Genomic DNA, 21,099 nt, shown 5'->3' with positions numbered 1-21,099 from the left:
GGAAGTCATGAATATACGTTCAAAGGCAAAGTAAAAAGGATTTATTAGAGAAATCTAGGTGGAATTTTCACCGCGTTGGTGTGTAAAGCTTTTTCACCGACGCAGTGGGTAGTTTTAAAGGGAATGAGCCCCATCCTCGTAAAGAACTATAAAAAAAACTGTATGGTTTAGTTGATATTACCTTTCTCTTGCATAGGGCCACGCCATAATGCCACCTTCCATAACTTTGACATTTGTCCAGCCTTTTGCTTTAAGCAATGTTGCAGCTTCATACCCTCTCAATGATATTTTGCAGTAACAAATGATTAATTTATTTTTATCCTGCGGCATTTCATGAAGTCTAGTCCTAAATACTCCAAGCGGAATTAATGTTTCCCCAATACCTAACCGCATAGATTCAAACTCCTCAGGGGCGCAAAGATCAAGAATATACATATCTTTTTTATTATCCAGAAATTCTTTTACTTCTCTGGTTGATACACCGTCCATTCTACCTTTTATTTTATTTTCCATTATATGAGCAGTGGCAATAAAATGATCTATTGCTAACGAAAAAGGCGGAGCATAAGGCAAATCAGCGTTAACAATATCTGCCACAGTTAATCCGCCTTTAATAGCCATTGCGGCCATAGAAATTTGTTTACTTACATCACCTAGTCCCACGCATTGTAATCCCAACAACTTACCTGTTGTTTTTTCAACTGTCATTTTTGAAACAAGTAATTTACCAGTCATAAATGTAGGTTTATCAGGGCTAGCATTGATAACGGTAACAATATTGGTACGTCCAGCATTCCTGGCTGCAGTTTCAGACAACCCTGTACTACCTGCTGTAAAATCGAATATTTTGCATATCCCCGTATGAATCGTCCCTGGAAAAGTTACACTATTACCGCAGATAACATTTTCTCCGGCAACACGTCCTTCAAGGTTTGCCAAATCTCCATATGGAGCTACTGTTTTTTTATTTGTATTTAAATTTATTACTTCAATACAATCTCCCGCAGCGTAAATATCAGGATCAGAAGTTTGCAGATATTCATTTACGGATATACCATTGGTTTCACCGATTTGAAGGCCCGCTCTTTTCGCTAAAGAAGTGTTTGGTTTTACGCCAATAGCTACAACAGCTAATTCACATGGTAATTCAGTGCCATTTTGCAATTTAACTGCATTCAGAACTCCGTTCTCGCCAAGAAATTCTACTAATCCATTATTTGTAAGAACATTTGCTCCTTTACTTTTTACATGATTTTCAACTAATTTCGCCAATTCAATATCTAAAAATGTTAACAACTGCGGCAATAATTCAATAATAATTGTCTCAATCCCCGCTAAATGTAAAGCTTCACAGGTTTCAATACCGATTAATCCCCCGCCAATAATTACCGCTTTTTTAATTATACCTTCATCACGAATTTTTCTTAAATAATCGGCATCTTTCATTGATTGTAACGTAGTAATCCCTTGCAAATCATTACCGGGGATATTCGGGATGCGGGGTATTGATCCCGTAGCAATAATTAACTTATCATAATCCGCAATTTCAGTAGCATTCGTTTTTAAGTCCTTTAATGTAACCGTGTGAGCTTCCTTATTGATTTCAATAACTTCAGTTTCAGTTTTTGCATTAATGCCTTTTGCATTCAAAAAAAACTTTGGATTTCTGGTAACTCCGGTAGGTGTCGATACTAACATGTTTCTATCCTCAAAGACTCCCCCTATATAATATGGATATCCGCATGAAGCCATAGATAAGTCCGCGGCTTTTTGAATGATAGTAATCTCAGCTTCCTGATCAAGCCGTTTTGCTCTTGCTGCGGCTTTTGGCCCTGCAGCTGACCCTCCAATTACGATAATCTTTTTAGACATTTTATTTCTCCTTTGTATTTTTATTAAGAATCTTTCTATCTTTTTACCTGTAACAAGTAAGTGCCACCCAAAAACCATCCGGCAAAGTGATTTGTAATTCCTTTCTCAAACTTTACGTGAACACTTTCTTGCATCAAGAGGGCTTACATTCAAACGGCAGGGACAATCAAAACAATCTTTCGCGTATTATTTTCCTTCTAAACGCTGCCTCTCGCATCCTTCGAAAGGCATTCTACTATACAAACACTACGATGTGTACACTTTTCACAGTCACTATTAGAAAAGGGACAACAGTCCCCCCTATTTCAACCTAACACCTCTTTAATTTTATGTATCAATTGCTCTGCTGTAACCGGCTTGCTGAGATAACTGGTATTTTCTCGATTAAGAATAAAGGTAATCGCACTGTCTTTAGGACTCAAAACGCTAACAACAATAACGGGGATATCAACATTTTTACTGCTATTAGCTATAAGAGCAAACAGTGAATCACCTGACATATCTTCCATGAGAACATCTAATATAACCAGGTCATATTTTTTTTCGCGCAATTCTCTATAACCCGGAATACCGCCGTCAACAATCTCCATATCATAAACACCTACATACTCTCTGAGAAAATTTCTGTATATATCCTGCATGCATTTATCGTCTTCTACTATTAATATCTTCTTTTTGTTTGCTTTTTTGCTCATGATGACCCTTTTAGAATACGATCTATTTTTCTAAGCAATTGTTTTTTTGCGATAGGTTTTTTTAGAAAACCCACCCTTCCATACTTTTTCATATACCCGATTTCAGTAGGATCAATTACACTGCATACAAGTATAGGTTGATCTATTTTTTCGGCTTCATTCTTATAACACGCATAAAATTCTTCTCCATCCAGAGGCTCCATGATTATATCAAGAATGATAAGATCATAGGTCTTTTCCATTGCCCGTTTATAAGCGATTCTCGCATCACATACAATATCAATTGTATATTTATCTGTCACATCACAAAAAAAATGCCTATAAATATCTTCCATGTTTTTATCATCATCGACTATTAATATATCCTTCATTATTTTTCTCCTTTCACATATTATTTATTTTTAGGAAGAGTTACAATAACAGATGTTCCCTTACCGATACCTTTTGACTCTACATGTATCTGTCCATTCCACTTTTCAATAAATCCTTTGCAAATACTCAGTCCGAGCCCGATTCCACCAACTGCCGCTTGACGCTTAAAGAATTTATCAAACACTTTTTTTCGGGTATTTGGCGCCATACCACATCCTGTATCTGTCATTTTTATCACGATATTACTACCTTTGGAACATGTGCTAATCTTTATCCAGCCCTTATCAGTAAATTTTATTGCATTGTTCAAAAGATTGTCCAGTACCAATCGAAAATGACTGGGATTTACGAATATTCTGTCAGCGCCCTTTCTAATGTTTGTCTTTACAGTAAGATTCTTGGCTTTTATTGAACGTATTGATACGTTAACAACATTTTCTACCGTTTCTGAAAGAGAAACTTCTTTCTTTACACCAGTAACAAAATTTTCTTCAATAAAAGATATCCTTAATATATTCTCAACATCCTGATACGCCTTTATTATGTTCTCAAGAACTATCTCGTGCCCTTTTTTGGCTACATCAGAATCTTTACGAGCAATACCGTCCTGCACAATATCGCATGCCATACGCGCATTGGAAAGAGGTGTTTTTACTGAGTGCGATACGTCGCGAATCAAACTGTCTTTCATTACCTCAATGCTTTTACGATCGGTGATATCCTGAATAAAACCTATCGCTTCAATGGCTTTTCCTTTGTTATCGTAGGTCCATTCAGCCTCTTCCGTAACCCATTTTACACTACCATTTACCAAAATCCGATATTCGATCCTATACGGTTTTTTCTTCAGTGCCGCCTTCCGTTCCCTGTCCACATACTCCCTATCATACGGATGAACACAACCTAGAAAAGACTCGTACGTAATAGGTATTCCCAACCTCATGCCGAATATCCGGTAAACCTGGTCCGACCATACAAGCTCATTTGCGCCCATATCAAGCTCCCAAGCACCTATATGACCTATCTCCTGAGCTTTCTTGAGATAGTAGCGTTCTTTCTTCAGAGCATGTTCCATCTGAATTCTTTCGGTGATATCCCAGTATATTCCCATCACACCGTCAGGGTTGCCTTTATCATTTTTAGCGGGAGCTTTTGTTGTATATACCAGTCTCTCCACTCCATCTGCACCAATGTACGGTTCTTCATAAGTTTCTTTTTTTCCATGCCGGATTATTTGTCTATCGTTTTTCCTGTATCTATCTGCCAGTTCTTTTGTAAATAGATCGTAATCGGTTTTCCCGATAATATCTTTTTCTTTAATACCTGCGTCATCACAGAAACGCTTATTGGCCGACACATACACCAAATTTTTATCCTTCAAAAATATACTTTGAGGAATATTCTCAACAAGAAGTCTGTATTTTTTTTCACTATTTCTTAGCTCTTGTTCTGTAACCTTCACTGCCGTGATATCTTGAAACGTGCCTCTAATTTTTATCATTTTTCCCTTCTCAACAACACACCATCCTCGCGCCTCACCCCATTTTATTCTTCCTTTTTTTGTCTTGAAAGGTGCTTTATACATCATTGGTTTTCCTGTTCTCACCAAAGCGTTCATTGTCTTTTTAACCATGTTGCGATACTCAGGAAGATACCAGCTGATATGTTCTTTAAATTCTGGCACAGGGCTCCCTTGCTTTATTTCAACGATAGCATATGTAGCTTTTGTCCATGTTGCCTTACCGGTTGCCAGATCCATTTCCCAGCCACCGATTTTTGAATAGTCACCTACTGATTCTAATAATTGTCTTTGGTGTACATTTTCACTTTTAAATCTTTTTCGTTCAGTGATATCTCTAAATGAAATAGTAGCGTATTTGACTTTATTATTTTTATCAAAAACAAGTGAGGCGTTAACACTCACCCAGGTAATATATTTTCTATCTGGCCTTTTAACACCAAGAAGGTATTCTGAAAGGGGTTTTCGTGACTTAATCACCTTATTTACTGGATACTCTTCTAAGGGCATATCTGTTCCATCTTTTATAACGAATTTCCACCTAGGATCTATTGCCTTCTTTCCTTTCATTTGAATGGAGCTCAGACCTAGAATCTCGCTTGCTTTAGGATTACTTAATAGGACACTAGTATCTGGAGCGTGAAGAACAACCCCAACTCCCAATTTATCAATCAGTGTATAATATTTATCTTCATTTTCTTTTAATTTTTCTTCTACTTCCTTTCTCTCTTTTATATCCAAAACAAATGCAACGCCGCTTGTTTTTGAACCCGAAAAAGTTGCAGCGCCGAGCATAATAGGTATTCTTCGGCCATCTTTATGAATATATTCTTTTTCATAAGGCGCTATTTTACCTGTTCGTGCAAGTTCTTTTAAGAGCGCCTTATCTTTCTCTTTGTATTCTTTTGGTGTCATATCAGACCAACGCACTTTCCCCGAAAGCACATCATTTCTAGCATATCCAAGCATTTTAAGGAAAGTATCGTTCGCATCTGTAATATCACCCTTGGCATTCCAGAATATTGCACCCATCATACCGCATTGAAAAACATCCATATATCTGCTTTGACTATCTTTCAATGCGCGGTTTTTTGCTTCCGCCTCATGAAATTTCTTCTCAAGTTCTCTGACTCTTTTCTCGAGTTTCTTTATCTTTGCAGTGGGTTGTTTTCGATTTGCTACCATATCTACCTCTCTATCTCATAGTGCGCTTTAAACTAACTAAAGACTCAAACAGTCATTCTTTAACGCACATAACATTATAGACGCCGTCTATTACCTCAGCACCTTCTGTTACGTGTTCAAATCCGGGAAATTCATAATCCCATTCTTTCAGCGCTCTAAGATACCCAATTTGCGAGCTCTTCTTATCTCCGAACCGTTCACCAGACATGAGCATTGGTATTCCCGGAGGATACGGGATAATCGAGTTTGCGGTTATTCTATTTACGAGTTTTTCAGTTGGTACCATTTCAATATTGTCTGCAACAATCGCCATGTACGCTTCTCTCGGTGTCATAACCTGCTCAGGAATATTTGCAAACGCGGCATTCAGTTTATCTCCCGGTGTATTTTTCCTGATATAACTAAACATCTTATCGGAAAGTTCACGAATACCAATCTCGGCATACTGCTCAGGATGCTGTTTCGCTAAATCAGGAAGCACTTCAGCGACCGGTGTGTTATTATCATAAAAACTCTTAAACTTAAGAAGTGTATTTATGAGCGTCCCCCACTTACCCTTTGTAATACCCATTGAAAAAAGAAACATGAGCTGAAAATCAGTTGTTAATGGTAAATAAATCCCATCAGAAATCAACACTCATCTCAAAGCCTAATACAAGAGCATCTTTAATGTCGGTTTGTCCATTCGGATTAATAATGTACTGCACATCCGGAGTAATGTAAAACCACGGACCAAGTTGAAATCGGTGATTAACTTCGAGCGCTATTTCCGCTCCCTGTTCGGGCATTTTATTACTAAATTTTCCCATGAGAAAACACAGAGCCGTCACATCTAGATCACGGTTTGGAGCAAGCCCTTGGAAGACCAATCCACCCGCAAGCTGGTATATCTGCGTATTAATATTATCGTCAGGTGCAAGATACGCCCCACCCCATAAAGAAAGTCCTTTTGGCCGATCAAGAGGTATAGACGTTTGCGGATGATATGATCCTTTCACGCGATCAGCGTAACGTGTGCCTAGACGCTTATCTTCCGGACCAGAAAAACTTGGCCATTCACTTCTATATAACATCTGATCGAACGTAAAGTAAAATCCGTAATTCCCTTTATGCAACCTGCCTGAAACAGAAAGATCCTCATACTTATCACTTGCATAATAGCCGCCAAAACAAACACTTCCCGGTAAATTCTTTTTTTTGTGAGCATTTTGCCATTTATGTGTCAGCTGGCTCATAAGAAGAGCCCCATGACTTGTATCAAAATTAAAATTAACTCCGTGGCGATCAGGATCTTTGACAGAAGGATCTGCATTATACAGTCCTGTAACAAGTTCCCATTGCTCATTTGGAGAATACGTAATACGTGCAGCCCACGCGGCCACTTGAAAACTAGGGAAGAAGATATTTGCGCCAATAGAATTAAGATTATCATTTATTCCACTGTTCACATAGTACTGCCACAGGGGAGATGTTGCAAAAACATCACCGGCAAAAAGTCGACCGACTTCAAAGGTAAGCGTTTTTTCAAAAAGAGATAGAGAAAGATCAAGCTCTCCAAAATAATAGTCACCGGGAGCATAGATCTCCTGAACACCAAAGAAATCACCGAGCGTGTCAGAGAGATTTCTTCCGGTTGCCAGACAATTGCTCACGGTAAGATGCAAACCATTGAGTGAAACGAGTTTTTCAAAGTCAACCGCCAGAGTAATGTCCTGAAACGCGCAATAGGTTACGGTTTTCTTTTTACCACCGACAGGGTTACCGCCTACATTCGTAGTATAATTAGAAGTGAATGTTAATCCGGAATCATCGATCTTGTTACGAAAACCACCCCAGTCACCAGTAGCGTTTTTTTGCTCAAACCATGATTGAGGAAATGAAATTTCTTGAGAGGAAACAGTTTCGTCCTCGCCATACGCATATGTTGAGGAAAGTATCAGAAGTGCTATTATGAATACTCTAAATATATTCCGGTGCATAGTCTATCCTATTGCACTCAATTATACATTCAGCAAAATATGAAACAAGGGATTTTTTGCAAATATACTCGACTATCTAACAACTGGCATCAGCGACGCGATTTGCGTGTACGTCGCTCATCATTGTTATCTGTTCTTTTCTTGGCATGCGTAATAAGCGGCTTCTGACCCCTTTCTTTAAAGCTAACGACGATCTCCTCAGCTTTTTCAAAAGGAACAGTTATAAAAGAGAACTTGTCCATTACTTGTATATCTCCGATATGTTTTGCCTTAACCGAGACTTTACTCATAATAAGCTCTGCGAGTTTTTTGGGATTAATCTTGTCCTTCTTGCCAAGCGCAACAAAAAGCCTTGTTTTGCCCTCTTGATCAAGTTGCTTCCCCTTTGATCTAACATCTTTTATCTCACCGTAGGTGTCAGGATTGAGTTCTTCTTCAAAACTATAATTAAGTATAGCAGCTAACATTTCTGTCGGATTATTGCCTTGAAGCAGTTTCTTTGCTAAGTCGTAATATTTAACATCAATCTTATCTTCAAGAATAGCAGCCAGATCATCGTGTATCTTTTTCTTTTTGGCTTTAATAATATCTTCGACCCTCGGTATTTTTGCTTTCTTAATATCAGTCTTGACGAAGCGCTGTATAAACATTAGTTGTCTATACTCACTAGGAGTAATAAATGTAATAGCCGTCCCTTCATTACCGGCCCTTCCTGTGCGACCTATTCGATGAACATACGACTCTGGATCTTGAGGTAGTGAATAGTTAATAACGTGGGTAAGATTATTAACGTCAATTCCACGTGCCGCAACATCTGTTGCTACAAGAATATTGACTCTTTGTTTCTTAAATCTTTCTAGTGTTCTTTCTCTTTGCGCCTGCGAAATATCTCCATGAATAGCCTCTACATCATATCCTCTATCCATCAAATGAGCTGCAACAGAATCCACATCACTCTTTGTTCTGCAGAAAACTAAACTGTAAAAATCATCTTCTATATCAATTATCCTGCATAGTGCCTCAAATTTATCAGAGGCTTTTACCTCAAAGTATATTTGCTCTGTCAGATCAGTTGTCAGTTGCTCTTTTTTAACAGTGAGGAACTCATAACCTTTCATATACTTGTGTGCAAGATCCTTAATCTTTTTTGGCATTGTCGCAGAAAACAATAGCGTTCTTTTATCAGGATTTGTATGCTCCATTATTTCTTCCATATCCTCGATGAATCCCATATTGAGCATTTCATCTGCTTCGTCAAGTATCAGGTGCTCGATTTCTCTGATCTTTAATGTCTTTCTGTTAAGATGGTCAATCACCCTGCCCGGAGTCCCAACGACAATATGCACATTTTTTTTCAATCTGCGTAACTGCTGGTCAATAGATTGCCCGCCATATATCGGCATTATTTTGATAGCCTTGTCACCTTTGAGAGAATTGATTTCTTCGGATACCTGAATAGCGAGCTCTCGTGTAGGAACAAGAATAAGTGCCTGAACTGTTTTGGAATCTGCGTTAATCATTTCTATCAAAGGTAAGCCAAACGCAGCCGTTTTACCTGTACCTGTTTGGGCTTGTGCAATGATATTAGTATCATCTCTGAGCATTACGGGGATAGTCACAGCCTGAATAGCGGTTGGCTCTTCAAACCCCTTTTTATTAATTGCGTCCAGCACTCTTGCTGAAAGACCAAGGTCTTTAAATATCTTCTTTTTTGTCATATATTTCTCTTTTCCAATTAATTATCTTAAACCAACACCAAGAATTGTATATTTACAGAGGTATTATAGCACTATTTCTTTTAGTCTGGAACAGAAAAGGTATCCCATGTATACACTAATTCAAGGGGTAGGATATAGTTTCGCTCTGCGAAACTATTCTCTAAACATCTGGTGGGCCATCTGGACGAAACAAACCCACTCCACTATCAAGATACTACCCGTTAAAGATATCCCCCTCTATCAGAAGATAGCACATAAAATCCAAGAATTACGTCTATTAGAAATGTAGCTCCAAGATATAGCTAAAAGCCTTAACGTTTCCAAGAAAACAGTAACCAAATCACTGCGTGCAACTCTTCACCGCGGTAGGTGACACGAAGTGGCTCCTACGCGGTGGGAATGGGGGTTAAACAAAAAAAGGAGACAAACCATGTGGCCATTAACACTCTACAGACTCCTCTACCCTAAAGAAAAACACATCTGGATAAAAGTCCGGATAATACATGAAACAGACAAAGCAATACTGGTAATTCCTTGCCAAAACCGATTTTATCGTGGCTCGCAATGACATTATTCTTTTCATTTTTTCCTCAAAATCCATTCGCCCATCAGCTCATTTCCCTATCCGCCTCCCGTTCAATTACTCGCCCCAATCAAATAATATGCCTTAAGGGTTTTTTCAATTTCTTCATCGGCTTTAACAACTTCCTCCGCGCTCTCATCAATGTATTTTTTCATCGCGGCGGACATTCTTTTAGCATCCCTTTTAATTAACCCCAAATTTTGCGCTATCTCATCCACCGTAGGAGGATAGCCCAACTCATCTTTCAAACTGTTGTAATCAGGAAGGCGCGCGGCAAGGGATTTGGGAATATCCAGCCTATGCGCCCAGCGATCACGCACAGCATCATCTAATGCCCTGCCTATCACCGATTTTGCGTAAGGATAAAAGGACTTAAACTTACCATATTTATAGTTAGGAACATATTCTCTAGCAGCGAGAAGTAAAGCTTCACTACCTATATTAACCGCAACGTCAAAGGCAAGTATCTCAGTATAACCGTCTGCTATATCTAATATACACAACGCCATGTAACCTACCAAAGAGTCCCCTGCCATCGCATCTCCTTTTTGAATTCGCCCGATCAAATACCTCATCTCTTTCTCAGATTTAATTTCTGGACCCATCAAACGAAAACAAGTTGTTATATCAGGAATCTTTTCTGTTGGTTTTCGTTTTCCCAACCACGTTCTTAACTTCTCAATCTTTTTCTCTAATTCGATCAAGTCTAAGTCCCTGGCGCTTTTATCCTCCTCCAATAGAATAGAGATTACCTCCGTCCTATAATACTCATCAATCATTGTCTCGCGCTTTATCTTCTTGCCAATCTTGTCTATATTTCTATAATACTTATCAAAGGAGTTGCGGACCTCTTTTCCATTATCGGGGGCAACCAACATTCCACTTAAAATATTCTTATAAGCTTCAAAGACCATTTTTGCGTCCATTAATCGGAGATCGTGGATAAATTCATCTATCTCAGACTCTAAGATATCTAAAGCATCATAATATTTGCCCTGGGGCAGGATATGAAAATACGTTGTATTCCCCAATATAATCTTAAACGCGCTCAAACCGTCGGCATATTCGACTTCACCAACCTTAGAAAAATCAGTAGTGCAAATGGTCTCAATAAATAATGCCCTGGCTAAGTCTTTACTGTCTTCTTTGTCCTCTTTGTCCGCTTCATTAGCCGCCTCAAGGAGAAAATTGGCCCGCGAATTTATCCCTGTCAACTCATCCCTCCCCCGTCCGCGGTTAATAAGTTTTAATGCCGCTTTCGCGTAAAGCTCCGCGTTATATGTATGGTCAAGCAAATGTTTCTGAATAATAGGATTCAAATCAAGCTCTTCAATCTCATCTACCTTCGTTGATGTCTCCTTTATAATTCCTTCAAAATATTTTTTATTCTTATCTCCGTCAACAACCTTAGCGGCAAACTCAGCAAAGTTTCTATCGCTAATTCTGCCGAGAATCGATCTCTCATCTAAAAGAAGCTGCTCAAATATACCGGTTACAATTGGATGCACCTGTTCTTCTTTAAAGCCGTTTGTGGCAAGCTCCAGCTTTAAGATGGACTCTATAATCTCGTGAAACAATCTAATAAACATAACCTCAGAATTGCTATCATTGGACAAATACACATTAATAATCCTCTTCTCTCCCTCTTTCCTCACTATTGAAAAAGTCGGAAGACCGCCTGAGGCCTCTCTAATAGTTTTTTCCTCTAAAGGTATTATATTAACCTCCAGAGGGTTCTCTTCCAAAGGTTCACTTCTCCACCCTAATCCGCTTATATTTATTCTCCCATCGGCTGTCTTTACTTCCATCCTGATTTCAGGATTATACAGTTGTGCCTTAATCATTTTTATAATTGACCCAAAACGTTTCACGGCAGTATCAGCCCCGCCAAGCCCTAAAGCATTTAATGTCTCTATCTTACGAAGAGTTTCCAGCCGTTTTATAATATCTCCATAAAGTTTCCCTTTGCTATAATGAAAATTCTTCCAAAAGGCGCCAATTTCACCTTCGGTAGTCACAACAACTTCTCGGCCGTGCTCTTTCGCAATCTTATCAAGAACAGCCGCCGCTGTTTCTAGTTTCTCCTCTGTCCAGCCAGGATAACTCAGAGGTTTAACCGTAACACCCGGCTTTGCCTTTTCTTCAACCACCTCACCTACCAATGCAAGCATAAGATCGCTTCTTTCTTTTATCTCACTTTCTAGTTTGTCTTTTGGTATATTCATATCCCCATATACTCTTGCATTTTCAGCAATTATTTTTTCTGCTGTTTCCTTAAATGCTCTCCTCAAGTCGGGACAATTTTTCAAGATATCTTCATAAATCTTTTTCAGTTTTTCATTCTTGATATTGAAAAAACATCCATCCCCAAAAAAATCTTCTGCGAATTCCACGGAAGATCTTTTATCTAATGGAATAGGCATAAGCATATTCTCTAAAAGTAAACTATGAAAAGTATACAGGTTTCCGTCAAGATCTACATTATAACCGGCAATTTTTTCCGGCAATGAAGACGAAATATAAGAACGTATCTTAAAATACTGTCTAGCTAAAGACCGAACAAGTCTATCACTAGGCGTACTTTTAGAAACAAATTCAGGATGTATAGAAAAGATATTTGAATGAATATTCAAATACTGGTCTATTAAGAATCTGATTGATTTATTACTTAGCGGAATTCTCTCTATGCATCCTCCCAAAAGTATTTCCTTCTTAGTATCAGGATTTATGCGATGAGCAAATATCTCTTGAGAAAATAAAGAGAACTTACTCAAGGCATTATGTAAGCCAGATAATGAAGATACTGATTTATCATTTCTTAAAAGCAGTGAGGCATAAACTTCTACAGTATCAGTCGGAATTCTGATCCCGGACTTTTTAATAAACTCCCGAACTGCTTCCACATAATACTGCCTGTATTCCGGGGGATTGGATTTATACAATTCATGCAAAACATCAATTATTTCATTATTCGTTATATCAGAAAACGGAATCAGCCTCAGGCAGTTTTCTTTTAACTCATCAAAATTTCCTGACTGTATTGCGGTATGAAGAAAATCTGTTTTTGGTATCCCTTTTTCTTCGGCTATCCTGATACACAATCCCACAAAGTTCTTTGTAATAGCCGCCGTCTTTAAAATTTTCTTATTATCTATTTCATCAACAAAAGCTTGAGGAACTAAACTTATAATATCTGTTCCCCCAAAGATATGTGAACATATCTCTTCTCGAAATTCCTTGAACGCTTTAACGCGCGATGACATTATTTTACCAACACTTGCTAAAATTCCCACCTTGTCAAACCAAAATAATATCAAGTGCTGCACTTCATGCTTTAAAGTTGAAATAGGCACCTTTCCCTCACCGTCTTTCACAACCATTATGAAACTCGGATCCACTTTATTATTGGCGCGAAGACACTGTCCAGATGCATAGCCTGGATATCCTAATTTATCCGCTATTTCATTAAACAATTCGCGTTCCACTCCAAGAACAGGTATCCCCGGATATGGTTCGTCATACGTTACATCAACAGCTTTGTTAAGTATCCTATCAACCTCATCTTTGGTTTCCATATCCAATGCTGATTCTAAAAGATATTGAACTTTATCAGATTGCGGTTCTATCAATTTGCCGTTATCCTCTAATTTTGCCATAAATTTATTTAATGGCTTAATTTTGTAGATTTTTTTAACATCGTCTGGCAATTCTTCTAAAAGTCCACTTATTTGCTTTTGCTTTTCGGGCCAGGAGTTTTTCTCATTAACAATGATTTCAATTAGTTCAATATTAAATTCCCCGTAATGCCTTGCCAGCTTCCTAATAGCGGGCACATCTTCAATTTTTGCCGGACGAATATCCTTAACAATTAGTTTTTTTAACTGAGAAGTTTTTTCGTAAATATTTATTGGAACAAGTCCAGAGGCATCTTCCTCGATCGCTTCGATAGGCTTATATAACACAACGACCGTGCCTTCGGGAGTGTTAAGGTCTTCTATTGTTACATAATTCCGGCCGGATTCTTCTTTTACCTGAATAGTGAAACGTTTTTCTGTTACGCTTCCTATCGAGAAAGATTCCCCAAAATCAAAACCCTTAACCTCTCCCAACGGTTTTCTATCTCTATCGTAACGCTGAAACTTTACCCGCTTGCCATCAACCCAAAACTTATAATAATTCTCAAATGAGCCGGCATTAATCCAGATGCTTCCAACAAACGGTGCTTCTAATCGGCCGCCCCTTCCTTTTCCGCCCAGCTCTTCTCTTAATGACATTCCTTTGACAATCTTATCTAAGGAGAGGAGGTCTTCCTCTTTCAACATGGATTTAGGCGCAAGGGTATTTGGCTCTGCCCACACGATGTTCTGGCATAAAAAAGCCATCGTTATCGCGAGTACAACAACCTTTATAAAAATGACATCTATTCTTTTCACTTTGCTTTTCATTCTTTCCTCAAAATCCATTCGCTCATCCGCCTCATGTTCAATTACTCGCCCCAATCAAATAATTTGCCTTACGGATTTTTTCAATTTTTTCATCGGCTTTAACAATTTCCTCCGCGCTCTCATCAATGTATTTTTTCATCGCGGCGGACATTCTTTTAGCATCCCTTTTACTTAACCGCAATTTTTGCGCTATCTCATCCACCGTAGGAGGATAGCCCAACTCATCTTTCAAACTGTTGTAATAAGGAAGGCGCGCGGCAAGGGATTTGGGAATATCCAGCTTCCGCGCCCAGTAATTACGCACAGCATCATCTAATGCCTTGTTTATCACCGATTTAACGTAAGTATAAAAAGACTTATACTTGCCGGGTTTATGGCCAAAATCGTATTTGTTAACAGCGCGAATTGAAGCGGCATCACCTATATCAAACGCTCTAAAGCCAGGTATATCAGCATAACGTTTCGCTTTCGCTATACGTTTTATATACGACTCCATGTCTTTTGACAAAGACAACTTTGCCTCCTGATTTCCTTTTCGAAGCCGGTCGGCCAAACTTTTCACCTTTTGCTCAAGTTTAAGCTCCTCAGTAAATTCTTCAATGCTAATGCCCTTTGTGGTTTTTCCCGATTTTATGACGCTGCTGAAATATTTTTCAATTAAATCCTTAAACTGTTCCTCTGTCAGTTTTCCTTTTTTACGGTTAAAATATATTGAATCCGCAAAAATGGCCGCGGCCGACTCACTCTCTACATCATCCATATTCGCAGCCACGATCACATTAATAAACAAATTAAGGAACTCATGATAAGGGCTTTCAGCCGCACCTTTCCCTTGTTTTAAAAGCAAAGACATCTTTCCTAAATACAATCCCTCCGCTTCATTTAAATCATTTTTATACGTGTTTATATACCTACCAATTTTGACGGCCGCAAATCTTCGGCGTAGGTAGTAAGATGGCTCAAAACTCTTGGGTAAGTCCCGAAATATCTTCATTAAGACATCAAATGCCAATTGCCTTTGCTTCAGCTCTTTTTTCTGTTTTTCCGCTTCAAATTGTTTAGGTTCTGAATCCATCAAGAAGGAAAGACTGTCTATATCAGTAATATCTTCCGTTGTTTTTTGTTCTATCAACCGCTCTCTTAACCTCTCGATCTTTTCCTCTAATTCTGTAAAGGCTAAGTCCCTGGCGCTTTTATCCTTATTCTCGCCCGATATAATAGAGATTACCTCCCTCCCGTAATACTCATTAATCATTGTCTCTCGCCTTATCTTCTTGTCAATCTCGTCTATATTTTTATAATGCTTATCAAAAAATTCGCGGACCTCTTTGCCATTATCCGGGGTAATCAACATTTCATTTAAAATATTCTTATAAGCTTCAAAGACCATTCCCGCGTCCATTAATCGGAGATCGTGGATAAATTCATCTATCTCGGACTCTAATATATCTAAAACATCCATCACATTGGCAACACGCCCCATATCCATAAAATACGTTGTATTACCCAATATAATCTTAAACGCGCCCAGGCCACCATCATATTTGACTTCACCAATTTTAGAGAAATCAGTAACGCAAATGGCCTCAATAAATAATGCCTTGGCCAGGTCTTTACTGCCTTCTTTGTCCGCTTCATCAGCCGCCTCAAGGAGAAAATTGGCCCGCGAATTTATCCCTGTCAACTCATCCCTCCCCCATCCGCGGTTAATAAATTTTAATGCCGCTTTCGCATAAAGCTCCGCGTTATATGTATGGTCGAACAAATATTTCTGAATGATAGGATTCAAATCAAGCTCTTCAATCTCATCTACCTTCGTTGATGTCCCCTTTATAATTTCTTTAAAATATTTTTTATCTCCGTCAGCAGCCTTAGCGGCAAACTCAGCAAAGTTTCTATCGCTAATTCTGCCAAGAATCGCTTTCTCATCTAAAAGAAGCTGTTCAAATATACCGGTTACAATTGGATGCACCTGTTCTTCTTTAAAGCCGTTTGTGGCAAGCTCCAGCTTTAAGATGGACTCTATAATCTCGTGAAACAATCTAATAAACATAACCTCAGGATTGCTATCATTGGACAAATACACATTAATAATCCTCTTCTCTCCCTCTTTCCTCACTATTGAAAAAGTCGGAAGACCGCCCGAGGCCTCTCTAATAGTTTTTTCATCTAAAGGTATTATATTAACGTCCAGAATGGTACGCCCGGAACGTTCTCTCCACATCAATTTACTTATAGTCACTTTTCCGTCGGCTACACTTACCACCTCGCTTCTTGGATCGCGCGTTTGCTCATAAAGCATTTTCATAATTGTCCAAAAACGTTCTACGGCAGTAACAGCCCTCTTAAGCCCGAGAGTATTTAACATGTTTATCTTCTTAATAGTTTCCAGCCGTTCTATGATATCTTTATAAAGCCCCCCCTTTCTGGAATAAAAATTCTTCCAAAAAGCGCCAACTTCCAAACTACCAGTTTTATCTTCATACATATCCGAAACTTCTTGGCCGTGCCCTTTCGCAATCTCATCAAGAACTGCCGCCGCTTTTTCTAATTCCTCCTCTGTCCAGCCGGGATAACTCAGAGGTTTAACCGTAACACCCAGCTTTGCCTTTCCTTCAGCTTTAGTAATTTCACCAGAAGAAGGCGGTATAAACCAGTGGTGGTTCTCTAGAAATCCATATAACTTTAACTCTAACCCTTCTTGATATTCACCTCCATCACGTTTAAATCCAAAGGATTCAAACAATTTTTCGGATTCGGAATTTAGAACAGCTACCAATGCCCCCACATTTAATTCCTCCATCCTTTCCATCATACCAGCTAACAACGCTCTTCCTATGCCTTTCTCCCCGTCTTTTTCTACTGCAATCTCCGCAACCGACATGATTTTATCCCTGGTTTTCGTACGAGCACCTGTATACTCTGTATATATATATCCTTTGACCTCTCCATTTTTATAACAAACCCATATATCGTTGGACTTTCGTTTTAATATCGTTTCATAATATTCCTCATTAGGAAAATCGCTTTTTTCTCCATGAATAAGACGAGATAGTTCCCAAATGGCGTGCGCATCTTCAATTGTTGCCGGACGAATACCATTAAAAATCTGTTTTTTTAACTGATAAGTATCTTTGTAAATCTTTATTGGAACAAATCCGGCTAATGCTTCTCTTGCGGCTTTGCGGACCTGCGGTATAAACCAATAATTTTTTATTCCAATTTCATCTACCCCTGACCTTTTTTGAGACTTATCTTCACTTTTACCACATTCAAAACCAAAGGATTCAAACAATTTTTCACTGGCAGTTTTTGCATCAGCTTCAAGCCTGTTAACATTTAATTCTTCCATCTTTTCCAGTACAACAGCCAACAACGCTTTTCCTATACCTCTCCCTTGCTCAGCTTCTTCTACTGCAATATCCTCAACCCATACAATTTTATTCCCATCTTTCTCACGAATACGCACATAGCTATATCCTTTAACCTCTTTTTCAGAATAAACCCATATGTATACGGACGGTTCTTCAAATATCTCTCTATAATCTTCCTCATCAAAAAAGCCGTCTTCTCTATAAATAAGACGGGAGAGTTTGTAAATGGCGCTCACATCTTCAATTTTTGCCAGTCGAATACCTTTTAAAATCTGATTGTCTAACCAATAAGTTTTTCCGTAAATATCTATTGGAACAAGTCCGGCTAATGCTTTTCCTGCTGCTAAGCGCAGGACATCTTCATATTCTGTTATTCCTTGTATGTTAATAGAAGCTCCGGCCTCATTGGCTCTTGCTAAAACATCATGATGCCATGCGCGATCAGCTTCATCCTCTTTTACAATAGCTTCTAATTGTTCCTTATTCATGCCCCGTAGCTGTGCTTTATGATAAGCCGTAAGTTTGCCCCCCATGGAAAAACGCTGTTCTTGCAGTGCTGATGCAATGACATGCGCCTCATGCTGTGTAAACCCTTTGCTCACCAACTCAACTTCTTTTGCCTCGTGAAATTTTGCTTCTTTATAGATATCGGGATAACGCGAATTAACTACGATGATAAGGCTGGAAGGATCATCCTTGCTAGGATAGAAATGGTAAGCCCCGACTTTACCTAAATCTGCAAATATAACCCTTGCTTTCACTCCGTAAACATCCGGATCCGGTTCAACAGATTCTACCAACTTTTTAAACTCCTCATGTCTATCCGAAAAATCTAATTCCGTGTCTTCATCCATCGGATCGCGTTTATTAAGGCCTTTCATTTGACCATGTACAGCGGCGATCTGACCGGTATCTTTTATCTGACCGGCAGAAGGCGCGTAGGCAATTTGCGTTTTTTTCTTCGGCCATAAAATCTCTAATGTCTCTTCAGCGGCTAAGCGGATATCCTCGTCTTCACTTAATAACAATGGAACAAGGTAATCAACTGCTCTTCGGTCTCTAAGATCAGCCAATATACTCATTGCGTCTATGCACAAATATTCATCATCCAAGCATTTAAGAAGAAACCAAAATACTTTTTCACCTCCGATTTTTCCCAATGCCGTTAACGCGGCAAAACGGACATCACCGTCTTCATCATCATTTAATACCAACTCAGCAAGCGTAGTAACCGCTTCTTCGACTTTGAGTTCGCCCAACCCTATTGCCGCGGCTTCATTCACATATATATCGCCTTCGCCATTTTCCTTTTGAGAAAGGGCCTTAATAAGACGCTTAACGATACGGGGTTTAAATGCCGCTTCTCTTTTCGCAACCTCAACTAACGCCTTTACCGCGGCTTCGCGGAGCCGGCATGAAGAAATATCACTATAATCAAATGAGGCAATGAAAAGCGCGTCAACCTCTTCTTTCGTTTCTTTAACCGCCCCTTTGGTTATAAGTTTGCATAATGCTTCCGCCGCTGCTATGCGGACAAGAATATCTTTATCTCCCAAAGCCGTAACGAGGGGCTTACCCGAGCTCTCATCTCCAATCTCAGCTAATATCGACGGTATCTTTTCGCGGGCAAACGCGCTCACCTTTTTGTCATTCAAGATGTTGTTAAGGGGGCCAGCCGCGGGGGGTCCAATTTTAACTAAGGCCATATACATTGCTACCTGAACATACTCGTCTTTGTATTCTAAAGTTTTGGAAATAAGGCCTTCGACTATTATGTTCTCTCCAATTAAATATTTTTCTATACCCCGGCCAATATCCCACAGTCCCCAAAGGTAAGGCGGGGTTTCCTTGATAATCTTCGCGGGTGGCCTGTGTATAGGATACGAAATAAGCGGCTGTGCCGGACTTAAAAAGTTGGGTGTTGTCACTGTTAACGCAAAAATAAATAATATAGCTAAAGAACCGGCTTTTCGCATAGCCTTGAATACTGAAGATATGGGTTGGGTTGAAACCAATTTTCTTAGAGCAAGAAAAGAAAATCCCCCAAGCGCGATCGAAGGCCAGATACCTGAACCGGCAAGAAACGATAATATAGTTAAACTAATCGATATCGCGCCAAGATTAAACTCTGCAGTTAATCCTCTTTCTGAAATCTCTTCAGGTATTGTAGATTTGGCAGGGCCTGTCTCCCCCTCTTTAACAACGATTTTCTTACCCGGCCGGCGCGGACCGTCTTTTCGTTCTTGGGGAATTCTACCGTATAACACACCGTTTTCGTTGAAATATCTGCCCAATCCTTGATAACTATCGACCAGTTTTATTGCAACATCATTACCTTCAACCATGGCCCAGCGGGGATTAAATCCGCTGAACTCAAAAAAACGTCTTACGGCATTACGATTAACCGCATAAGCGGTTATCATATAACCCTGAAAGTTTTCATTTAATATTTCCGCGATATTCATAAACGGTTTTCTCATAAAACCTTTACCTTGCAACATATCCTCGGTCACTTCTTTTTTCCCTAACGAAACAATATAAAAGTGAATATTATTTTGTTCTCTGTATTCACTTAAATACAAAGAAAAATGAAACGCGTTAAGATTAATATTACCGCTTAATATACGACCTGTATTTTTCTTTAACACTTTGGCGCTATCGACAATAACTATATGCCTCGTAACATCTCTTTTTTCTGATGGGTCAATTTTACTTTTCTCAGATGTGCTGTACTCAATTGACAAATATACCAATTGCTCATCGGGAATTTCTTTTATCCGTTCTTCGAATTGACTTTCAATAGTCTTGTCATTACTGACAAGATGAATAACCGCAGGCGCTTTCCCCTTATTAATTTCCGTAAATTTCTTCCAAAGTTCGGTTTTGCCTAATAAATTCTCCTCTGTAAAAAGCGGGGTTTTTGTTATCTTTCTACCTGTTTTCGCGATAATTTTTTCTAACTCACCCTCTTTCCCTTCGCCCTCTTCAAAAATCGAAGCTGGGGCAAGGGAATTTCGCGAGATACTGGCAATAACAGGCGGATTTGGGCATAAAAAGACCGCAATTACTATCCATGTGATAGCGGCATAAAATACTTTTCTTAATATAAAATCAGTAATGATTTTTTGTGCCTTCACAAAAAACACCTCCCAAATACATACCGGTTTAACTATTGCAATACAAGCATTTTACACTATATTTTAGGTTTTGTCAAGGGGTTGTATAATACTGCAACGATTCCGCAACAATACGCATAAGGTATGATTTTAAGCTTAATTAGAGGTTTTTAAACAAAGGGTCATATTCGCGAAAGGATTTCGCTTAAAAAATTGGATTACAAAAGACGATTATATCTAC

The 21,099-nt window shown here is 38.9% G+C and carries 9 protein-coding genes; all 9 read right to left on the bottom strand.

The features are described from left to right. Positions 1-177 precede the first annotated feature (177 nt). The 9 genes from P9M13_02445 to P9M13_02405 all read right to left on the bottom strand — a co-directional run bounded on the left by P9M13_02445 (position 178) and on the right by P9M13_02405 (position 20,879). Positions 178-1,872, bottom strand: a complete 1,695-nt coding sequence (locus P9M13_02445; GenBank protein MDP8262147.1) for an FAD-dependent oxidoreductase — start codon at positions 1,870-1,872, stop codon at positions 178-180. Between the two features lie 305 nt (positions 1,873-2,177). Further along, positions 2,178-2,567: a response regulator gene (locus P9M13_02440; GenBank protein MDP8262146.1), complete on the bottom strand. Its 390-nt coding sequence runs from the start codon at positions 2,565-2,567 to the stop codon at positions 2,178-2,180. Beyond that, entirely contained in the window at positions 2,564-2,938 is a 375-nt protein-coding gene (locus tag P9M13_02435) for a response regulator (protein ID MDP8262145.1), read from the bottom strand. The genes P9M13_02440 and P9M13_02435 overlap by 4 nt, the downstream gene beginning before the upstream one ends. Before the next feature lie 20 nt (positions 2,939-2,958). Beyond that, on the bottom strand, positions 2,959-5,643 hold the full coding sequence (locus tag P9M13_02430) for a PAS domain S-box protein (protein MDP8262144.1): 2,685 nt from the start codon (positions 5,641-5,643) through the stop codon (positions 2,959-2,961). 52 nt (positions 5,644-5,695) lie between these two features. Beyond that, positions 5,696-6,280 (bottom strand): hypothetical protein, encoded by a 585-nt coding sequence (locus P9M13_02425; protein MDP8262143.1) that lies wholly within the window; start codon positions 6,278-6,280, stop codon positions 5,696-5,698. Then, positions 6,267-7,622 (bottom strand): carbohydrate porin, encoded by a 1,356-nt coding sequence (locus tag P9M13_02420; GenBank protein MDP8262142.1) that lies wholly within the window; start codon positions 7,620-7,622, stop codon positions 6,267-6,269. Before P9M13_02420 ends, P9M13_02425 begins: the two co-directional genes overlap by 14 nt. 89 nt (positions 7,623-7,711) lie before the next feature. Beyond that, entirely contained in the window at positions 7,712-9,340 is a 1,629-nt protein-coding gene (locus tag P9M13_02415) for a DEAD/DEAH box helicase (GenBank protein ID MDP8262141.1), read from the bottom strand. Positions 9,341-9,976: 636 nt separating this feature from the next. Continuing rightward, positions 9,977-14,368, bottom strand: coding sequence for a hypothetical protein (locus P9M13_02410; protein ID MDP8262140.1), 4,392 nt, complete (start codon positions 14,366-14,368; stop codon positions 9,977-9,979). Between the two features lie 37 nt (positions 14,369-14,405). Further along, a complete protein-coding gene (locus P9M13_02405) occupies positions 14,406-20,879 on the bottom strand; it encodes a GNAT family N-acetyltransferase (GenBank protein ID MDP8262139.1) in 6,474 nt (2,157 codons plus the stop codon). Positions 20,880-21,099: the final 220 nt, after the last annotated feature.

This window comes from Candidatus Ancaeobacter aquaticus (genome assembly GCA_030765405.1).
Taxonomy (GTDB): domain Bacteria; phylum Auribacterota; class Ancaeobacteria; order Ancaeobacterales; family Ancaeobacteraceae; genus Ancaeobacter; species Ancaeobacter aquaticus.
The sequence above is the reverse complement of the archived record's forward strand: the minus strand, read 5'-3'. Positions and strand labels throughout refer to the sequence as shown.

Bases quoted from the DNA above. Each gene is read 5' to 3' on its own strand.
- P9M13_02445 (MDP8262147.1), bottom strand. From the start codon at position 1,872: ATGTCTAAAAAGATTATCGTAATTGGAGGGTCAGCTGCAGGGCCAAAA.
- P9M13_02440 (MDP8262146.1), bottom strand. From the start codon at position 2,567: ATGAGCAAAAAAGCAAACAAAAAGAAGATATTAATAGTAGAAGACGAT.
- P9M13_02435 (MDP8262145.1), bottom strand. From the start codon at position 2,938: ATGAAGGATATATTAATAGTCGATGATGATAAAAACATGGAAGATATT.
- P9M13_02430 (MDP8262144.1), bottom strand. From the start codon at position 5,643: ATGGTAGCAAATCGAAAACAACCCACTGCAAAGATAAAGAAACTCGAG.
- P9M13_02420 (MDP8262142.1), bottom strand. From the start codon at position 7,622: ATGCACCGGAATATATTTAGAGTATTCATAATAGCACTTCTGATACTT.
- P9M13_02415 (MDP8262141.1), bottom strand. From the start codon at position 9,340: ATGACAAAAAAGAAGATATTTAAAGACCTTGGTCTTTCAGCAAGAGTG.
- P9M13_02410 (MDP8262140.1), bottom strand. From the start codon at position 14,368: ATGAAAAGCAAAGTGAAAAGAATAGATGTCATTTTTATAAAGGTTGTT.